The 18,269-nt window shown below is 68.0% G+C and carries 17 protein-coding genes; 8 read left to right on the forward strand and 9 right to left on the reverse strand.

Annotated elements, in window-relative coordinates; translation table 11 throughout:
* Positions 1–28: 28 nt before the first annotated feature.
* From OHB24_RS33650 to OHB24_RS33665, 4 genes are all read left to right on the forward strand, one after another.
* Entirely contained in the window at positions 29–1,360 is a 1,332-nt protein-coding gene (locus OHB24_RS33650; RefSeq protein WP_327634921.1) for an ABC transporter substrate-binding protein, read from the forward strand.
* Between the two features lie 3 nt (positions 1,361–1,363).
* On the forward strand, positions 1,364–2,290 hold the full coding sequence (locus tag OHB24_RS33655; RefSeq protein ID WP_327634922.1) for a carbohydrate ABC transporter permease: 927 nt from the start codon (positions 1,364–1,366) through the stop codon (positions 2,288–2,290).
* Entirely contained in the window at positions 2,287–3,138 is an 852-nt protein-coding gene (locus OHB24_RS33660; protein ID WP_327634923.1) for a carbohydrate ABC transporter permease, read from the forward strand. Before OHB24_RS33655 ends, OHB24_RS33660 begins: the two co-directional genes overlap by 4 nt.
* A gap of 88 nt (positions 3,139–3,226) precedes the next feature.
* Positions 3,227–5,968 carry an NACHT domain-containing protein gene (locus OHB24_RS33665; RefSeq protein WP_327634924.1) on the forward strand — a complete coding sequence of 914 codons (2,742 nt, stop codon included), beginning with the start codon at positions 3,227–3,229 and terminating at the stop codon, positions 5,966–5,968.
* Here the strand turns inward: OHB24_RS33665 and OHB24_RS33670 are convergent, their stop codons facing one another.
* On the reverse strand, positions 5,969–6,589 hold the full coding sequence (locus OHB24_RS33670) for a class I SAM-dependent methyltransferase (protein ID WP_327634925.1): 621 nt from the start codon (positions 6,587–6,589) through the stop codon (positions 5,969–5,971).
* Positions 6,586–7,719 carry an aminotransferase class V-fold PLP-dependent enzyme gene (locus tag OHB24_RS33675; RefSeq protein ID WP_327634926.1) on the reverse strand — a complete coding sequence of 378 codons (1,134 nt, stop codon included), beginning with the start codon at positions 7,717–7,719 and terminating at the stop codon, positions 6,586–6,588. The genes OHB24_RS33670 and OHB24_RS33675 overlap by 4 nt, the downstream gene beginning before the upstream one ends.
* A gap of 25 nt (positions 7,720–7,744) precedes the next feature.
* Here OHB24_RS33675 and OHB24_RS33680 point away from each other — a divergent pair, with 25 nt between their 5' ends.
* Positions 7,745–8,497 carry a glycerophosphodiester phosphodiesterase gene (locus OHB24_RS33680; RefSeq protein ID WP_327634927.1) on the forward strand — a complete coding sequence of 251 codons (753 nt, stop codon included), beginning with the start codon at positions 7,745–7,747 and terminating at the stop codon, positions 8,495–8,497.
* 54 nt (positions 8,498–8,551) lie between these two features.
* The gene (locus OHB24_RS33685) at positions 8,552–9,925 is read left to right on the forward strand and encodes an MFS transporter (protein WP_327634928.1); all 1,374 of its coding nucleotides are present in this window, start codon (positions 8,552–8,554) and stop codon (positions 9,923–9,925) included.
* Here the strand turns inward: OHB24_RS33685 and OHB24_RS33690 are convergent.
* The 3 genes from OHB24_RS33690 to OHB24_RS33700 all read right to left on the reverse strand — a co-directional run bounded on the left by OHB24_RS33690 (position 9,922) and on the right by OHB24_RS33700 (position 12,931).
* Positions 9,922–11,328 (reverse strand): polysaccharide lyase 6 family protein, encoded by a 1,407-nt coding sequence (locus OHB24_RS33690; RefSeq protein WP_327634929.1) that lies wholly within the window; start codon positions 11,326–11,328, stop codon positions 9,922–9,924. The two genes, OHB24_RS33685 and OHB24_RS33690, sit on opposite strands and share 4 nt — an antisense overlap.
* 10 nt (positions 11,329–11,338) lie before the next feature.
* Positions 11,339–12,190: a helix-turn-helix domain-containing protein gene (locus OHB24_RS33695; RefSeq protein ID WP_327634930.1), complete on the reverse strand. Its 852-nt coding sequence runs from the start codon at positions 12,188–12,190 to the stop codon at positions 11,339–11,341.
* A gap of 156 nt (positions 12,191–12,346) precedes the next feature.
* Positions 12,347–12,931 (reverse strand): TetR/AcrR family transcriptional regulator, encoded by a 585-nt coding sequence (locus OHB24_RS33700; protein ID WP_327634931.1) that lies wholly within the window; start codon positions 12,929–12,931, stop codon positions 12,347–12,349.
* 94 nt (positions 12,932–13,025) lie between these two features.
* On the opposite strand from OHB24_RS33700, the gene OHB24_RS33705 reads away from it, so the two are divergent.
* On the forward strand, positions 13,026–13,754 hold the full coding sequence (locus OHB24_RS33705; protein ID WP_327634932.1) for a class I SAM-dependent methyltransferase: 729 nt from the start codon (positions 13,026–13,028) through the stop codon (positions 13,752–13,754).
* Between the two features lie 12 nt (positions 13,755–13,766).
* Positions 13,767–14,183 (forward strand): bleomycin resistance protein, encoded by a 417-nt coding sequence (locus OHB24_RS33710; RefSeq protein WP_327634933.1) that lies wholly within the window; start codon positions 13,767–13,769, stop codon positions 14,181–14,183.
* An 8-nt stretch (positions 14,184–14,191) separates the two neighbouring features.
* Here OHB24_RS33710 and OHB24_RS33715 read toward each other — a convergent pair whose 3' ends face one another.
* Genes OHB24_RS33715 through OHB24_RS33730 form a run of 4 tightly spaced genes read right to left on the reverse strand, consistent with a single transcriptional unit; the run spans position 14,192 to position 18,050 of the window.
* Entirely contained in the window at positions 14,192–14,752 is a 561-nt protein-coding gene (locus OHB24_RS33715; RefSeq protein ID WP_327634934.1) for a hypothetical protein, read from the reverse strand.
* A 13-nt stretch (positions 14,753–14,765) separates the two neighbouring features.
* Positions 14,766–15,998, reverse strand: coding sequence for an ABC transporter permease (locus OHB24_RS33720; protein WP_327634935.1), 1,233 nt, complete (start codon positions 15,996–15,998; stop codon positions 14,766–14,768).
* Positions 15,998–16,690: an ABC transporter ATP-binding protein gene (locus OHB24_RS33725; protein WP_327634936.1), complete on the reverse strand. Its 693-nt coding sequence runs from the start codon at positions 16,688–16,690 to the stop codon at positions 15,998–16,000. The genes OHB24_RS33720 and OHB24_RS33725 overlap by 1 nt, the downstream gene beginning before the upstream one ends.
* Entirely contained in the window at positions 16,680–18,050 is a 1,371-nt protein-coding gene (locus tag OHB24_RS33730) for an efflux RND transporter periplasmic adaptor subunit (RefSeq protein WP_327634937.1), read from the reverse strand. The genes OHB24_RS33725 and OHB24_RS33730 overlap by 11 nt, the downstream gene beginning before the upstream one ends.
* Positions 18,051–18,269: the final 219 nt, after the last annotated feature.

Consider the following 18,269-nt stretch of genomic DNA (forward strand, 5'->3'; position numbering starts at 1 on the left):
CCGCGATGTACATCCCTTGGAGGTCATGATGAGGTTCCGCCCAGGAGCCAGCGGACTCGCACTGCTGGCTGTCTGTTCCCTAACCCTTGCCGCGTGCAGCGCGGGCAGTCTCGGATCCAGCGACGACGCCGGTGGCAGCGGCGCGGTCGAGATCACGTACCTGACCACGAACCAGGATCAGGACGTGAAGGAGGCCGAGCAACTCGCCAAGGACTTCCACGCGAAGAACTCGAACATCACCGTGAAGGTGGAGACGCGTCCGGGTGGCACCGAGGGCGACAACATCATCAAGACCCGGCTGTCCACCGGCGACATGGTCGACATCTTCAACTACAACACCGGGTCGCTGTTCAACGCGATCGCGCCGCAGAAGAACCTGCTCTCGGTCAACGACGAGCCGTGGGTCAAGGACCTGGACGAGAACTTCAAGAAGACCGTGACCGCCGACGGACAGGTGTACGGCGCACCCGTCGGCGGTTTCCAGGGCGGTGCGGTCCTCTACAGCATCCCGGTCTACGAGAAGCTCGGGCTGCAGATTCCGAAGACCTGGGCCGAGTTCATGGCCAACAACGCCAAGATCAAGGCGTCCGGCGGCGGCGTCGCCCCCGTCATCCAGACGTACGGCGAGACCTGGACGTCGCAGCTGTTCGTGCTCGGAGACTTCCACAACGTCTCCGCGGCCGAGCCGGACTTCGCCGACAAGTACACCAAGAACCAGGCGAAGTACGCGACGTCGCCGGCCGCGGTGAAGGGCTTCGAGCACACCGAGGCCGTCCACGACGCAGGCTACGAGAACAAGGACTTCGCCTCCGCCAAGCTGCCTGACGGCCTGAAGATGCTTGCCACCGGCAAGGGCGCGCACTACCCGATCCTGTCCGGCGTGGTCGCCAACATGGTCGCCACCTACCCGGACGCGGCCAAGTCCGTCGGCCTGTTCGCGCTGCCTGGTGACGACGCGAGCAAGAACGGCCTGACGCTGTGGACGCCGGGCGGCCTCTACATCCCCAAGTCCACCGAGGGCGCCAAGCTGGACGCGGCCAAGAAGTTCCAGGCTTTCGTCGCCAGCCCGGACGGCTGCAAGTCGCAGAACACGGCCGGCGCACCGACCGGTCCGTACGCGGTCAAGGGCTGCACGCTCGGGGACGACGTACCGCGGGCGATCAAGGACATGCAGCCGTACCTCGACAAGGAGGGCTCGTCCAGCCTGGCGCTGGAGTTCCTGTCACCGGTGAAGGGCCCGTCGCTGGAGCAGATCACGGTCGAGGTCGGGTCCGGCATCCGCAAGGCGAAGGACGGCGCGGTCCGGTACGACGAGGACGTCAAGAAGCAGGCCCAGCAGCTCGGGCTGGCGGGTTGGTGAGGTATGACCGTTACCTCTGCACATCCGGGTTCACGTACTGAGGCACCCCCGGCCGCGAAGGCGGCCGGGGGGAAGGTCTACACGCCGTACTCGTTCTGGTTCTACCTGCCGACCGCGGTCATCTACGCCGTGCTGTTCCTCGTCCCGACGTTCGCCTCGTTCTACTACAGCCTGACCCGGTGGAGCCTGTTCGAGTCGAAGTTCATCGGCTTCGACAACTTCGTCACGTTCTTCCAGGAGCCGGCGCTGGTCAAGGGCTTCACCAACACGTTGATCTACGCGGTGGTGACGTCGGGTTCGAAGGTCGTGCTCGGTCTGCTGCTCGCCGTCCTGCTGACGTCGCGGATCATCGGCCGCGGGTACCTCCGGTCGGTCGTGTTCTTCCCGGTGCTGGTCAGCACCGTCGGCGTCGGCCTGCTGTTCCAGGTGCTGATGAATCCGGAGCGCGGCATCATCAACGGCGCCCTTGGCGTGCTCGGGATCAACGGACCCGGGTGGCTGACCGATCCGAAATGGGCGCTGATGTCGATCGCCGCGGTCGATGTGTGGAAGGGCGTCGGGCTGGCGACCCTGATCTACATCGCCGGCATCGTGTCGATCCCGCGCGAGTACATGGAGGCCGCCCGGGTGGACGGCGCCGGGTCGTGGGAGTCGTTCCGCCGGATCGTGCTGCCGCTGTGCAAGCCGGCCACCGTCACTGTGATCATCCTGTCGCTGATCGGCGGCCTGCGGTCGTTCGAGCTGATCTGGGCGATGACGCGCGGCGGGCCCGGGTTCACCTCGGACGTGATCTCGTCGGTGATCTACAAGCAGTACCAGGCCGGTTTCTACGGTCTGTCGACGGCCGGCAACGTGATCCTGTTCGTGATCGTCACCGCGATCATCCTGCCGCTGTCGTGGTTCCTGAACCGGAAGGAGGTGGACATGTGAGTACCTCCGAACTCGTCAACCACCGGCCGGGCCGGAGCTACGTCCTCAGCGCGGTCGCGATCGTGTCCTCGATCGTGGTGTTCATCATCCCGTTCGCCTTCATCGTGCTGACCGCGGTGAAGGACCGGCAGCAGTCCGCGGACCTGGACTTCTCCTGGCCGCATCAGTTCCACTTCGTGCAGAACTTCGTCGACGTGGTCAAGGCCCGCGACTACATGCTGGTGATCGCGTTCATCAACAGCACGATCCTGACCGTGGCCAGCGTCGCGGGGATGGTGGTGCTGGCGGCCATGGCCGGGTTCGTGCTGCAGCGGCGCAAGAGCAAGTGGAACGGTTTCATCAACTTCCTGGTGCTGTCCGGGCTGATCATCCCGCCGGCCGTCGTACCGACGATCTGGGTGCTGCAGAAGCTCGGGCTGTTCAAGACCATGCCGGGGCTGATCCTGATCGAGATCGCGTTCGGCCTGTCGTTCTGCATCCTGCTGTTCCGGGCGTTCGTCGCGACCATCCCGCGGGAACTGGACGAGGCGGCGATCATCGACGGGGCCGGGCCGTTGCGGTTGTTCTTCCGGGTCATCTTCCCGCTGCTCAGATCCGTGATCATCACCGTCGTCGTCGTGCAGTCGGTCAACGTGTTCAACGACTTCGTGAACCCGCTGTACTTCCTGCCCGGCGACAAGAACGCCACCGTCCAGCTGACCCTCTACAACTTCTCCGGCCAGTTCAGCACGCAGTACAACCTGCTGTTCATGGACATCCTGCTGATCACGATCCCGCCGCTGATCATGTTCCTGTTCTTCAACCGGCAGATCGTGGCCGGCATGACGTCCGGAGCGGTCAAGGGCTGACCCTCTGCGCAAGACAGCCAGTGGCAGGAGACCTACTCTCCGCTAAGGTCGCCACACGTGAGAACGACCTGGCGGGGAGGCGGAGCCGATGCGTAGACCGTCCTGGCTCGCCTGGGTCATCCTGCCACTGGCCGTCGCGCTGGCCGGAAACCTGGCCACCAACACCGTTCAGGTCGACGCCGCCTGGTGGCCTCCGGCGGCCTGGGGCGCGGTTATCGTCCTCTGTGCGCTGTCGGTGCTGGTCGAGCGCCGCGCGAGCCCGCCGCGGCGAACCACCGAGCAGGACCTCACGAAGGTCGTCGACGCGTTGGCGAAAGAACTCAAGGGCGAGTGGCGGGCCCTGCTGGAGTCCGAACCCGGCGAGCACGCCCAACTCATCAACCTGAAGTGGTCCCGTGTCGACGCCCCGGAGCTCATCGATCACTGGGCGAACGTCAACCAGAGCGACAACGACGTGCCACCGCTCACTGTCCATGGGCTGCTGGACGGAGTCGCCAAGGCCTACAGCGGCATCCCGTCCGGCCGGCTGGTGATCCTCGGCCGGCCCGGTGCCGGGAAGAGCATCGCTGCGGTGCACTGTGCGGCGCACCTCGTCTCCGACCGCGAGTCAGGACAGCCGGTTCCGTACGTCGTCAGCTTCAAGTCCTGGAGCCCCGACGTCGATCTGTCGAGCTGGCTGGTCGCCCGTCTCGAGGCCGAACATCCCGAGCTGGCCGCGATCGGCCCGTCGGACAAGACCCTCGCCGCCGGACTGGTCGCAGGCCGGCTCGTCCTGCCCATCCTCGACGGGTTCGACGAGCTGCCGCCGCAGTACCAGTACGTTGCCCTGCGGCACCTCAACGACCAGGCGCGCCGCCCCCTCATCGTCACCAGTCGGGTCGACCAGTACGGCGCCGTGGTCGCGGAGACACGAGTGCTCAACGCTGCCGCAGTGATCGCGCTGGACGATCTGTCCGAAGGTGTCCTCGTACCGTACCTGCGGACGTCCGCCACCGGCCGCAGAGCCGGAATCTGGGAACCTGTCATCGGAGCTGTTCGCCGCCCGTCGCCGGATCCTGCCGGGCGTCAGGTCCTCGACCTCCTCAGCACGCCCTTGATGGTCTACCTCGCGTGCGCGCGCTACTCGGACCACAACTCCGACGCCGATCCTGCCGAACTGCTCGATACCCGGCGGTTCCCGAGCCGAGCTGCCCTGGAACACCATCTGATCGCCGAGTTCCTGCCCGCCGTCTACCGCCGTCGCTCCGGCGAGAAGCATCGCTGGAGCGCGGCCGATGCGCACCGGTGGCTGTCCGCCATCACCCGCGAGATGCGCCTGATGGACGTGGACCGGCTGTCCCGGTACAACGTCGGCGCCCCGCTGGTGGACCCGCTCCGCTCGTTCGGGTCGAGCCTGATCGTCGGCGTCACCTGCATGTTGCCGTTCGGCGCGGTGGCGGCGCTGATGTTCGACCGGCGCGTCGGCAACGGGATCCTACTGACGGCCGTGTTCGCCTTCGCGCTGGACTATGCGCTGCGGGCCTGGAGAGGCCCCGGGTCACCGCCGTTCGCGAGTACGGGCGATCTGGAGCCGGACCGTCGGAACCGCTTCGAGCGCTGGACAGACGATCATCTCTCGGTGCCGGTCCGGGTCTATCTGCTGGCGCCGATCATCGCGCTGGTGCCGGCAGCGATCGGCTGGTTTGTGGTGGGGCCACCGTTCGCCATCGCGTTCTGGGCCGCGACGTACGTCGTCGAGACTTACTGGGTTCCGTGGCTGCTCATCGCGCGGCTGTGGCTGCCGCTCACCGGGCGTCTCCCGTGGCGCCAGCGCGCGTTTCTCGAGGACGCCAGCGTGCGCGGCGTTCTCCGGCGCGTCGGTACGAGGTACCAGGTCCGCCACGCACTCCTGCAGAACTACCTGACGCTGTCGGCAGACGCCCGGTACGGCGCCATTGCACAGCGCGACCCCGCTGAGCACATCACCCGGCCGATACCCGCCGTACTGGATGCCAGAAAACCGCATCTTCGCTTCACGACGGTCCGGAGAATCATCACCTTCGCTGGCACCGCGGCCGCAGCCGCACTCCTGGCACGGCAGGAGTGGCTCCGCGCAAGCGACAGCCTTTGGTGGTTGTTCACGCTGCCGGTGGCGGTCATGCTCGGCGTCCTGGTCTTCGTAGTGCTCTCGACTCTGTTTCGCCCGTTCGAACGCTTTCGGCTAAGGCTCGAGCCCGACGGGCTGGTCGTCGAGGTAGTTGTCGGCAAGTCGGATATCGGGAGTGAGCGGTCGACCGGCAGCCGGTTGATCGAATGGCAGCAGATCGATCACGTCGAGGAGGTGACCGTCCGCGGCCGCGCCCACCTGGTCCTGCATACCTTCCCGGGCCTGCCACCCGTTGCCGCGCTCCGCGGGCTTCCGAGGTACGAGCCATCACTCGGCGAGAACGCCCTCTTGGTCTGCCCGCTCGACTACTTCGACCCGGCTGTCGACTTGGTCCCGACACTCCGCGCGGCGCAGCACAGCTACATCGCCAAACCACCTGCATGCTTCGACGGTGGCTGTGTCGCCGATCTCGACCAGGGGGTGAGCGCCGATACCGTCGCCGCCTTGGCCGCGGAAGCCTGGTGGGGTGGGGTGGAAGCCCGCCGCCGGATCGACGAGGTCGTGAACGGTCTGTACGAGCGGCACGAGCACAACGGGCTGGAGCTCCGCCACTGCCCGCTCGCCACCGCACTCGACGCGCTCGTCCACCGCAAGGCGGACGTCGCGCTGTTCGACCTCCAGGACCAGCAGGAGGCCGCTCTCATCGCGACCGCGATCGACCTGATCAAGAACCAACCGGCCTGATCACTCCGGCTTACGGACGATGAGGGCGGCCTGGGCGGGGTCCTTCTCCTTCGGGAGTGCAGCGCGCGTCAGGGTCGCCACCTCGGCGAACCCGGCGCTCGCGAGCAGCCCGGCGACGTCCGCGACGTCGTACATGTAGACCTCGAGGTCGATGTCGTGACCGTAGGCGTTCTCGAGATGCCGGCCGCCGTCGCCGACCTTGAAGCCGTGCACGAGGTGGCCGCCGGGCCGCAGCACGCGGAACAGTTCCGCGAACACCGCCGGAAGGTCCTCGCGTGGAGTGTGAACGAGCGAATACCACGCGAGGGCTCCGGCCAGCTCACCGTCTTTCAGGTCCAGGTCGTACAGCGAACCGACCTCGAACCGCAGCTCCGGGTACTCCCGCCGGGCCACCTCGATCATCCCCGGCGTCAGATCGACCCCGAACACGTCCATCCCCCGGCCGGCCAGGTACGACGTGATCCGTCCGGTGCCGCACCCGAGATCCCCCACCGGCCCGTCCACCAACGCCGCGAAGTAGTGCAGCGCACCGGCCTCGAACGGATCCGTGCGGTGATAGTCCTTCAGGATCGCGTGGTAGTCGGCAGCAGCAGTGTTGTAAGAGCCCTGGATATCGTTCACGCGAGGAGCCTACGAAGGCCCTCCGACAGTTTCTCGTAGTCCGCGAGCGAGTTGTACGCGTGTGCGGAGAGCCGGATGAATCCACGGCCGTCGAAGCCGGTGAGCGTGATCTCGGCCTTCAGCTCGCGGGACACCCGCAGCTTCAGCGCGTCGCCGCCGCTGAGGTCGACCGAGGACGGCAGCTCGACCAGCCGCATCGTCGCCGGCGGGTGCGCCACCTCGGCAACTCCGGTCCCCAGCGCCTTCGCCAGAACCTTCGAGCCCTCCTCGACCAACGTGGTCAGCTGCGGGCGCCGGGTCGGCCAGTCCAGGTCGGCCAGGACCTGCAGCGATTCCGGCGCCGCGATCCACGGCACGTAGTCGTACGTGCCCAGCATGTCGAAGCGCTCGGGCATCCGCTCGTCGTGCTCGGACCACGACACGATCAGCGGCATCGACGCAGTACGCCACTGCTCGGCGACGACCAGACCGGCCGTCGCCCGCGGCGCGGCCGGCCACTTGTGGAAGTTGCCGGTCCAGAAGTCGGCTCCCCCGGCGGCCGGTGCGTCGATCAGCGCCGGTGCGTGCGCGCCGTCGACCACGATCGGTACGCCGCGCTCATGGGCGGCCGTCACCAGTGCGTCGATCGGCAACACCTTCGCCGTACCCGAGGTGATCTGGTCCACGATCAGGACGGACGCGCCGTCCAGCCGGTCGCCGATCAGCGCGACCACGGTCTCGTCGTCGGCCTCGATCGGGATCTCGACGATCACCACCTCGGCGCCGTGCGCCTTCGCGAACCGCTCGGCCGCGAACCGCACCGCGCCGTACGCGTGGTCGGTCAGCACGATCCGGCTGCCGGCCGGGATCGGCAGCGTCTGCAGCGCGACCGTCACGCCGGCGCTCGCGTTCGCCACCAGCGCGAACCCTTCCGGGTCGGTCTCCAGGTACGCCGCCAGCGCCAGGCGGCTCGCGGTCAGCCGGTCGGCGACGGTACGGAACCAGACCATCGGGTTGGCGTCCATCTCGGCGCGGAGGCCGGCCATCACCTCTTGCGTGCGGCGCGGCACAGCGCCGTACGAACCGTGGTTGAGGTGCAGAACGTCGGGATCGAGAGTCCACAGATCGGGGCGGGAGCGGAGTACTGTCACCACCCGAACGGTACATACTGCAGACGTGTACCCCTACCTCGACCACGACGGACCGATCGCGATGGCCCATCGAGGCGGTGCCAAGCACCCGGACAACATCGGCTACGAGAACTCGCTGCACGCGTTCCAGAACGCCGTCGACCTCGGGTACCGGTACCTGGAGACCGACCTGCACGCGACCAGCGACGGTGTCGTGATCGCGTTCCACGACGACAAGCTCGACCGGGTCACCGACCGGACCGGGGTGATCGCGGAGCTGCCGTGGTCCGAGGTCAGCAAGGCGAAGATCAACGGCCACGAGCCGATCCCCCGCCTGGACGAGCTGCTCGAGCACTTCCCGGACATCCGGTTCAACCTCGACATCAAGGCCGAGGGCGGCCTCGAACCCGCCGCGAAGGTCCTGCGGGCCGCGAACGCCATCGACCGGATCTGCGTGTCGTCGTTCTCCCAGTCGCGGGTCAACCGGATCCGCAAGCTGCTCGGTCCCCGGCTGTGCACCGGGTACGGCGAGTGGGAGATCGTCCTGATCCGCTTCCTGCCGTTCGCGCTCAAGGCCCGCGGCGCCTGCCTGCAGATCCCCGAGGGGTACCGCTCCTTCCACGTCCTCACGCCCGGCCTGATCAAGCGCGCGCACTCCCGCGGCAAGCAGGTGCACGTCTGGACGGTCGACGACCCGGACGCGATGCGCCGGATGCTCGACGCGGGCGTCGACGGCCTGATCACGGACCGCACCGACCTGCTCAAGGACGTTCTGGTGGAGCGCGGTCAGTGGAGTTGAAGTGTTATCCGCGGGTACCCCGCTTCGTCCCCGGGACCTGACACACTTCCGCGCATGGGATTCCTCTCCGCCCCGCCGGCGGTCGACAAGCGCGAGTACTGGGGATTCAGTCTCTACGACTGGGCCAACTCGGGCTACGTCACTACCACGGGTACCGTCCTGTTCGCGCCGTACCTGACGTCGGTCGCGGAGAGAGCCGCCTGCGGGTTCGTCGGCACGTCCGACAACCCCTGCCACACGAACCTGAACGTTCTCGGGCTCGGGATCTCGCCCGGCTCGCTCGCGTTCTACGTCGTGACGGTCGCGACCCTGGTGTCGGCGCTGTTCCTGCCGGTGGTCGGCGCGATCGCGGACCGCATGTCGCGCAAGAAGCTCCTCATGTGCGGATTCGCCTGGGCCGGAGCCCTCGCCGCCTCGTGCATGGTGTTCGTCGATGGCGGGCGATGGCAGCTCGGCGCGCTGCTGCTGTTCATCGGGAACCTGTGTCTCGGCTCGTCCCTGGTCGTGTACGACTCGATCCTCATCGACATCGCCCCACCGGATCAGCGCGACGCCGTCTCGTCCCGCGCCTGGGCCTTCGGGTACGCCGGCGGCTTCCTGCTGCTCCTGGTCAACCTGGCGGTCGTCACCGCCCACGACGCCCTCGGGCTGAGTCAGAGCACGGCTGTACGCCTCAGCCTGCTCAGTGCGGGGCTCTGGTGGGGAATCTTCACGTTCTTCCCGTTCCTCCGGCTGCGGAACCGGCCGCCGACGAACATCGTGCAGGTGCGCAGCGGCAGCCTCGTGCGCCAGAGCTTCGGTCAGCTGGCCGCCACACTCAAGCACCTGCGCACCTACAAGATGACGATGCTGTTCCTGATCGCGTACCTGTTCTTCAACGACGGGATCCAGACGGTCATCTCGGTGTCGTCGACGTACGGCGAGAAGCAGCTTGGCTTCGAGACACAGGTGCTGATCGCAACGATCCTGCTGGTCCAGTTCGTCGCGTTCTTCGGGGCGCTGGCCTTCGGCCGGTTCGCCCAGCGGTACGGCGCCCATCGCACCATCTCCGGCGGCCTGGTGATCTGGATCCTGATCGTGATCGCCGGGTTCCTGCTGCCGGAGCGCCAGATCGTCCCGTTCCTGGCGATGGGGATGGCGATCGGGATCGTGCTCGGCGGGACGCAGGCGTTGTCCCGGTCGGCGTTCAGCCAGCTGATCCCGAAGGGCCGCGAGGCGGAGTACTTCTCGCTGTACCAGGCGGGCGAACGCGGGACGTCGTGGCTCGGCACGCTGGTGTTCGGTCTCGTCCACCAGCTCACCGGCTCGTACCGTCCCGCGATCGTCGCCCTCGGCCTCTTCTTCGTCGTCGGTCTCGCGCTGCTGGTCCGCGTCGACATGCGCCGCGGCATCGACGAAGCCGGCAACAGCCAGCCGACCGTGGTCTAAGCGGCGCCGGGACCGACGTCCGCGGAGGTGAGCGGGCGTCGGACCGTTGCCGCAGTCGAGTACTCGTCGGCACCCACGTCGTACGGCGCCGTACGCGCCTGCCCGTCGACGTCGTCACTGACCTGACCCGAGTGATCGACGGCAGCAGCGTTCACGGCAGCGCTCGCCGAGCCGAGCCGGTAGACACCGTCAGTGCCCGCAGTCAGCTTCGGATCAGCCCGCGTGACACCCGACGACGGGATGTTGCCGTTGGCCGCCGCGCCCCAGACGATGTTCCCCGCCCAGGTCAGCCCGTCGAGGTACGGCATGTCGACCAGCTCGCCGCTGTCACCGACCATCAGGTTGTCAGTCACCACGCAGTCCAGCGGAGGAACGGTGCGCTGACTCTCGCCGACGAGAGCCTGTCCGTTGTTCCGGAGCGTGTTGAGCGAGATCGTCACACGGTCGGGGGCGTCGTTGCCGGTCCGGGAGCTGGACGGCTCGCCCTCGTAGTGGTCCCGCTCCGTGCCGCTGCCGAGCACCACGCCGGCGCCCGCGATCCCGCCGACGTAGTTGTTCGCGATCAGATGGTCGTTGCCGTAGATCCGGATCCCGTTCTGCCCGGACAGCAGGTAGTTGCTCTCGACCCGGTTGTCGTTGCCGTGCCGCAGCACGAGACCGCCGAGGGACGAACGGATCGTGTTGTATCGGATCGTGTTGCCGGACGACTTCACCGAGATCGCCTCGGGATCGCCGTCGCACCGCTCGAACAGGTTGTACTCGACCGTCGCGTCGGCGGTGCTGAGCGCCCGTCCACTCACCCCGAGCCGGATCGGCTCCCCGCCGTTGGACCCGCTGAACGTGTGGTCGCGGAAGTAGTTCCGCAGGATGTGCGTACGCTGCGCCATCGCCTCCGAACCCGGGCCGTCGATCACCAGGTACACGCCGACGGTGGACTTGTCGTGGAAGACGTTGCGGTCGATCTTCGCGTCGTCGCCGCGGACGACGACCCAGTGGCCCGTCGACGCCGCGAGTTGGAGGTCGTTGCGGGTCAGCCGGATCCGCGGGCAGTCCGCCGGGATCTCCAGCGTCGTACTCTGCCGGAACGCGAACCCGCTGATCGTGATGTCCGACGACCCCGAGAACACGAAGCTCTGCGCGCCGGTCAACGTCACACCGCCGCGGGTCTGAGCCACGATCGTGATCGGCCCGCGCCGGTTGGTGACGGTGATCGGTGATCCCGACGGTACGGTGTACGAACCGTTCGCCATCGTGATCGTGGTGCCGGCGGTGGCACTGTTGATTGCCTGCTGCAACGCTGCCAGCGAGGTCACCGTGGCCTGCTTCTTGGCGAGCGCTGGGCGCGCGCTCACCAAGAAGACTGCGACGGCTCCGCTGCCGGCCAAGAACGTACGACGGTCCATGACGAGGCTCCTAGTTGTGGGGGCGGTACAACTTCCGGTACTCGCTCGGGGTCACCGAACTCACCTGGCGGAACACTTTGGAGAAGTAGGACTGATCCATCCCGACGGCGTCCGCGATCTCCTCCATCGGGCGCGCGGTCGCCGTCAGCTCGCGCTGGGCCCATTCGATCCGGGCCCGCTTGATGTACTGCTTCGGCGACAACCCGAACTCGGTGCGGAAGTGCCGCATGAAGGTCGCCAAGTCGTAGCCGAACACGGACGCGAGCTCCTCGACGCTCGGCAGCGTGGACAGGTTGTCCTGGATGTACTGCACGATCCCGGACTCGCTCGTCTGCCGCTCGGACAACCGCACCGAGCCGGCCGGCGCGCTGTCCAGGTAGTGCGCGAACAGCGCGGTCAGCGCCGAACGCAGCCGCAGCGGCGTCGCGAGACCGGGCGGGTCGCGATCGGCCGCACCGACCTGCTCGAACAGGGCCGCCGCCTCCTCGGGCGCCTTGCTCGGGACGATGTAGGGCAGCGTCAGCATCTCGCCGATGTCCCGGTCGCCGATCAGCGCGTTGAAATGCAGCCAGTGCTTGCGGAAGACGTTGTCGCTGATCGTCTCGTACGACACCGGCACGTCGGCTGGCAGATAGACGAGCTCACCGGGCCGCGGGTAGAGCTCCTGGTCCCCGACGACGAGCCGCCCCTCCCCCTCGAGGATCAGGTAGAGGCGGGAGAACGGATCCGGCACCAGACCCCGCGACCACTCCCGGTGCACCTTGGTGATCCGAGCCGCAACAACCAGATCCAGCCGCAGCCGATCGAGAACCGTCCGGACGATCTCCAGCTCTCCCACTGCGTTCTTCTGGGTCGTGTTCATCGTGCGTGCGGCCCGATCCGCCCGCAGTCCTCACCGGTCAGCATCACGCCCCCGATCGACTCCGCCCGTACGACGATGCATGTCTCCAACTTCCTGACCGATTGGTACTTTTTGGGCGTCATTTCGTCGGAAGATAGCGCTTTCCGCGCGAACACGTCAATGACTCGTCGGTACGACGGATGCCACGAAGGCCCGCACGTCGGCTGGCGTCGGGCGGGAGCCGGTGCGGTCGGCGAACATCATGTGGGTCGAGCCGATCAGCGTCAGGCCGAGTACGTCGGTGTCGGCGTCCGGCCGGATGCGGCCGTAGGTCTGCTCTGCGGCGAGGTAGTCCCGGATCGCTTGGCCGGCCTCGCTGAGGATCGGTACGCCGGTGGGCACGGCCTCCCGCAGCCGGGCACGCAACCCGTCGCGGGAGATCGTCAGGCTGACGATCGCGACGGCGACCGAACCGAACAGGTCGGTCAGCATCGCGGTCAGGTTGTCGACGACGCTCCCCTGCCCCGCGGCCTTCAGTAGCGCTTCGGCCTGGTCGTCGAGGCGGCGGATCCGGTCGAGGACGAGCTCCGCGAGGAAGCCGTCGAAGTCGGTGAAGTGCTTGTGCAGCACGCCTTTCGCGCACCCCGCTTCGGCGGTCACGGCCCGACTGGTCAGCGCCTCCGGCCCATCCCGCAACAGCACCCGCTCGGCCGCGTCGAACAGCTGCTCCCGGGCATCCCGCATGGCCACACCGGTAGGCATTCACACCATCCCTTGACAAAAGTGGGCAACCGCCCACTACCGTGGGCACATGCCCACTCTAACGCCAGACTCAGACCCACACACCCACCGTGAGATGGCCGAGTCCTTCGGTGCCGACGCGGCGCTTTACGACCGAGCCCGCCCGTCCTACCCGACCGCCCTCATCGAGGCACTCGTTGCCGCAGCCCCCGGTCGCGACTTCCTCGACGTCGGATGCGGGACCGGCATCCTGTCTCGCCAGCTCCAGGCGGCGGGATGCCGAGTGCTCGGCGTCGACGTGGACGAGCGAATGGCGGCGTACGCACGCTCCACCGGAGTCGAAGCCGAGGTCTCCCCCTTCGAGACCTGGGACGCGTCCGACCGCACCTTCGACGCGCTCGTCGCCGGGATGACCTGGCACTGGATCGACCCAGCGGTCGGCGCCGCGAAGGCCGCCGCCGTCCTCCGCCCCGGCGGGACCTTCGCCGTCTTCTGGTACGTCCTGCAACCGCCTGCAGACCTCGGCGCAGCGTTCGCCGCCGTCCAGCCCGGGAACCCGGCCGCCGCCTCACCCCTCGGAGCGTACGAGCACTTCCTGGACCGAACCGCCGACAACCTCACCGACGCCTTCACCGACATCTCTCGCGCAACCTTCCCCTGGTCCCGCACCTACACCCGCGACGAGTGGCTGGACCAACTCCGCACCAGCGGCATAGCCAAACCCCTCGCCACCGCCGGCAAACTCGACGCCGTCCTCGAAGGCACCGCCGCCGCGATCGACGCCGTCGGCGGCAGCTTCACCCTCGATTCCGTCGCCGTAGCCCTCACCGCCACCCGGACCTGACACGATGACGCGATGAGTCCGCCCGCCCTGGTGCCCGAGCTCCTCGTGAAGTCCGTTGCCACCAGCACGCATTTCTGGTGTGAGTTCCTTGGGTTCGAGGTGCTGTACGACCGGCCGGACGAGGGCTTCGCGTACCTCACCTCCGGCGACGCGCACGTCATGCTCGAGCAGATCGGTGTCGGCCGGAACTGGATCACCGGACGGCTGCGCCCGCCGCTGGGTCGCGGCGTCAACTTCCAGATCGCCGTCCCTTCGATCACGCCGATCGTCGAGTCGCTGCGCGCCGCCGGTTGGTCGTTGTTCCTGCAGCCGGAAACGAAGTGGTACCGAACCGGCGACGGCGAGGCAGGCGTCGAGCAGTTCCTGGTGACGGACCCCGACGGCTACCTGATCCGCTTCCAGTCATCCCTCGGACACCGCCCGGCTTGAAGCGGTCCTCAGCGCGAGGACGGAGTTGCGCTCGGGTTCCGGAAGCCGCCGCCGAAGGCGCCCTGGCGGACGGTGTTCGCGGTGATCGTGCCGTTGGCGTTCTGTCCGCTGACGACCACCTGCTCCCCCGCCTTCAGGTCCGCCGCGGTGCCCTTCGAGGTGATCTCGTACGTCGTGCCGCCGGTGAGCTTCACCGTGACATTGCCGGACTGGGTCTTCACGACCAGCTCGGAACTGGTCGCCGAGACGACCGTACCGACCGTCCCGCCACCACCCTGCGCACCGCCGGGCCCCTGACCGGGTGCGTTCTGCCCGTACCCGTTCTGCCCGCGGAACCCGCCGTACCCGCCGGCACCGCGACCGCCCGCCTGCGGCTGGTTCGACGAGCTGTCCGAGGCGAACGCCGCGTGCAGCCCGGCGCCGCCGCCGAGGCCGATGGCGAGGACGACGATCCCGGTCAGGATCGCCGTGGCCAGCGGCAGGTTGAGGGTCTTCTTCGGCTTCAGCGCCGACTCGACCTCCTCGTCGGACCCGATCTGGGCGAACTCGTCGGGCGTCTGGTTGCTCATCAGAAAGTGCCTCTCACTCGTGACGTAGTGCATCGATGGGACGGAGACCGGCGGCTCGGTGCGCCGGCATGCTGCCGAAGAACAGGCCGACCGCCGCGGACACGCCGAGCGCGAGTCCGATCGACGACGGCACCAGTACCGGTTGCACGCCGGCCAACTGGAAGCGGGTGACGATCAGCGCGGCCCCGACCCCGACGGCGCCGCCGATCAGGCTGAGCAGCGTCGCCTCGATCAGGAACTGGCCGAGGATCGTCCGCCGCCGGGCGCCGAGTGCCTTGCGGATGCCGATCTCGCGGGTCCGCTCGGTGACCGTGACCAGCATGATGTTGGTGACCCCGATCCCGCCCACGACCAGGCTGATCGCGGCCACGGTCGCGAGCAGGGCCGTGAACGTCGCCGCGGTGTCCTGGCTGGTCTGCAGGATCTGCGCCGAGTTGGTGATCCGGAAGGGCGAGGTCTCGGTTGCGGGCACCTGGTGGCGAGCGGTCAGCAGTTGCGTGACCTCGGCCTGCGCCGTGTCGACCCGGTCCTTGTCTGCGGCCTGTACGACGATCTGACTGAGCGCGCCGTACCCGGCCTGGGTCGCGCGCAGGCTGCTGATCGGCATGACGGCGGTCGCGTTCGGGTCGTTGAACCCGGTGCTGTCCTTGCTCGCCAGTACCCCACGGACGACGAAGTCCACGGCACCGAGCTTGATCGTCTGGCCGATCGCGCTGGCAGGCCGGGTGAACAGCTCTGTCGCAGTCGTCTGTCCGAGCAGGATGACCCGCTGCGAAGTGTCGACGTCCTCCTGGGTGAAGGAAGCCCCTTCTCCGACCGGTGTGTTGGTGGCCGGCATGTACTCCGGCGTCGTACCGATCACCTGGCTCACCGTGTAGCTGGTGTCGCCGTTCGTCGCCGTCGCCCCACTGCTCGTCATCACCGGGGCGACCGCGGAGACGTCAGGCGCGAGCGTTTTGTCGGCCAGCGCGGCGGAGTCGTCGAGGGTCAGGCTGTACTGCTGGGCCGCCGGTCCGGCCTGGCCACGCTGGAAACCGCCTCCGCCGCCGGTCGTGGAGACCGTGAGCAGGTTGGTGCCCATCGCCTCGAGCCGGGCCTGCACCGCCTTCCCGGAGCCGTTGCCGACCGCAACCAGCACGATCACCGCACCGACCCCGATCGAGACGCCGAGGACGGTGAGGAGCGATCTCAGTTTGTTCGCCGTGAGGCCGCGGAGCGCGGCGCCCATCAGGTCGCGTGGGGACATCAGCGGGTCACCTCGTCGGAGACGATCCGGCCGTCGGAGACCTGTACGAGCCGCCGGGCGCGGGCCGCGACGTCGTGCTCATGGGTGATCACGATGATCGTGCGGCCGTCGGCGTGCAGACCGTCGAACATGCCGAGCACCTCGTCGGTCGAGTGGGCGTCGAGGTTGCCGGTCGGCTCGTCGGCGAGCAGGATCCGCGGACCCGTCGCCAGCGCCCGGGCGATCGCGACCCGCTGCTGCTGACCGCCGGACAGCTCGTTCGGCCGGTGCCCGGTGCGGTCGGCGAGGCCGACCAGTTCGAGCGCCCGGTTGGCCCGCCTGCGGCGTTCGCCCCGGCGCAGGTGGGCGTAGGTGAGGGGCAGTTCGACGTTCGCGAGCGCGGTGGTGCGCGGGATCAGGTTGAACGACTGGAAGATGAACCCGATCTTGCGGCCGCGGACGAGTGCCTGCTGGTCCTCGCTCAGCCGAGCCACGTCGCTGCCGTCGAGCCAGTACTCGCCGCGGGACGGTACGTCGAGGCAGCCGAGGATGTTCATCAACGTCGACTTGCCGGATCCGGACGAGCCCATCACCGCGACGTACTCGCCGGCCTCGACCCGCAGCGACACACCCCGGAGAGCGTGCACCGCGGTCTCGCCCTGGCCGTACGTCTTGGTGACCTCCCGGATCTCGATCAGGGACTCAGCGGCCACGGAAGCCTCCGGCGCCGGTTCCCTGACCGACGCCCGCGCCCGGGAACTGCCCGCCGCCAGGCTGCTGCCCCTGCCGGCCCTGGCCGTTCTGGGTCCCGGTGCCGCCGATCGCGCCCTGCAGCAGCTCGATCTGGTCGCCTTCGTTCAGGCCCGACGTGATCTGGGTGTAGCTGCCGCCCCGGACGCCGACCTGCACCTCACGCGTCCCGCTGCCGTCGGCCATCGTGACCGTGGACGTCGTACCGCTGGTCGCGATCGCCGTGCTCGGGACGTAGAGGGCGTTGGCCGCCTTCGCGGTCTGGACCACGACGTTCGCGGTCTGGCCCATCCGGGCGTTGGCCGGGAGCTTGGCGAGGCTGAAGGTGGCCGAGTACGAAACCACGCCGTTGGTGGTGGTCGGGGTCGGCGACACCGTCGCCAGCGATGCGGTGAGCGTCGTACCGGGCTCGGCGTTCAGGGTGACCGTCGCGGCCTGGCCGGCCTTGATCTTGATCGCGTCCGCCTCGGCGAACGCGGCCACCACCTGGAGCGCCTTCAGGTCGGCCATGTCCACGAAGCCGGTGCCGGACGTGGTCGACGTACTGGAGGTTGAGCCTGAACCTTGACCTGAGGTCGAGCCTTGCCCGCTGCCGCCTGCACCGGAACTCGAACTCGAACTGGACCCGCCGGCCACCGAGCCGACCGCGCCGTTCACCGCGGTGATCGTGCCGGCGATCGGCGCCTTCAGCGTGGTCGCGTCGACCGCGGCCTGGGCCGCCTCGACATTCTGGTCGGACTGTTCCTTGTCCGCCTTCGCCTTCGCCAGGTTCGCCTCGGCGTTGCTGACGGCAACCTGCGGGCTCTGACTCTGACCTTGACCTTGAGACTGCTGAGTCTCCTGCTGTTGCTGGCCGTTGCTGGGAGTGGGTGTCTGCGAGGGTGACGCCGAGGCTTCCTCGGCCGCCTCGAGGGCGTCCTCCGCGTCGCTGAGCGTCTCGTCGGCCGCGGTCACCGAGTTCGCGGAGGCGATCTGGTTCTGCTGGGCGATCCGCAACTGCCGCTCGGCGGCTGCCGGGTCGACCTTCGCGATCGCGGCGCCCTTCGCCACCACCTGGCCGACCTTCACGAGCACCTGCGTCACCGTGCCGGACGTCTCGAACTGCGGGGACGCGGTCTGGGAGCTCTGCAGGGTGCCGCTCGAACTGACGCTCGCGGTCACCTCGCCACGCTGCACAGCCACCGAGGGCCGGGTCGCGCTGGCGGCCGGCGGGTCCTTCTTGAAGAACAAGAAGTAGGCGGTGAGGGCGATGGCGAGGACGATGGCCACCAGGGCCACGTTCACGAAACTGAGGCCACGGAGGTTGTGGCGGGGTAGCACCATGGACGCTGAGGCTAGGGTCGGTTGCTGAGGAGGAGATCCTCACTTCCTGGCAACAGGCTGTGAACCAGGTATCGATTTGGTGCGTCGTACATCGGACGGTCCGCGACACCCGGTGACACAGCGGGATCTGTGAACAGCTGATGACAGCAGGTCACGGCACCGGTGTCAGGTGCGTACATACGGCTCGGGCATGCCAAAATGGGAATGATCCGGGCCGGC

Source organism: Kribbella sp. NBC_00482 (genome assembly GCF_036013725.1).
Lineage (GTDB): Bacteria > Actinomycetota > Actinomycetes > Propionibacteriales > Kribbellaceae > Kribbella.

Bases quoted from the DNA above. Each gene is read 5' to 3' on its own strand.
- OHB24_RS33720 (WP_327634935.1), bottom strand. From the start codon at position 15,998: ATGTCCCCACGCGACCTGATGGGCGCCGCGCTCCGCGGCCTCACGGCG.
- OHB24_RS33650 (WP_327634921.1), top strand. From the start codon at position 29: ATGAGGTTCCGCCCAGGAGCCAGCGGACTCGCACTGCTGGCTGTCTGT.
- OHB24_RS33715 (WP_327634934.1), bottom strand. From the start codon at position 14,752: ATGAGCAACCAGACGCCCGACGAGTTCGCCCAGATCGGGTCCGACGAG.
- OHB24_RS33700 (WP_327634931.1), bottom strand. From the start codon at position 12,931: ATGCCTACCGGTGTGGCCATGCGGGATGCCCGGGAGCAGCTGTTCGAC.
- OHB24_RS33695 (WP_327634930.1), bottom strand. From the start codon at position 12,190: ATGAACACGACCCAGAAGAACGCAGTGGGAGAGCTGGAGATCGTCCGG.
- OHB24_RS33730 (WP_327634937.1), bottom strand. From the start codon at position 18,050: ATGGTGCTACCCCGCCACAACCTCCGTGGCCTCAGTTTCGTGAACGTG.
- OHB24_RS33705 (WP_327634932.1), top strand. From the start codon at position 13,026: ATGGCCGAGTCCTTCGGTGCCGACGCGGCGCTTTACGACCGAGCCCGC.
- OHB24_RS33690 (WP_327634929.1), bottom strand. From the start codon at position 11,328: ATGGACCGTCGTACGTTCTTGGCCGGCAGCGGAGCCGTCGCAGTCTTC.
- OHB24_RS33665 (WP_327634924.1), top strand. From the start codon at position 3,227: ATGCGTAGACCGTCCTGGCTCGCCTGGGTCATCCTGCCACTGGCCGTC.
- OHB24_RS33685 (WP_327634928.1), top strand. From the start codon at position 8,552: ATGGGATTCCTCTCCGCCCCGCCGGCGGTCGACAAGCGCGAGTACTGG.
- OHB24_RS33710 (WP_327634933.1), top strand. From the start codon at position 13,767: ATGAGTCCGCCCGCCCTGGTGCCCGAGCTCCTCGTGAAGTCCGTTGCC.
- OHB24_RS33655 (WP_327634922.1), top strand. From the start codon at position 1,364: ATGACCGTTACCTCTGCACATCCGGGTTCACGTACTGAGGCACCCCCG.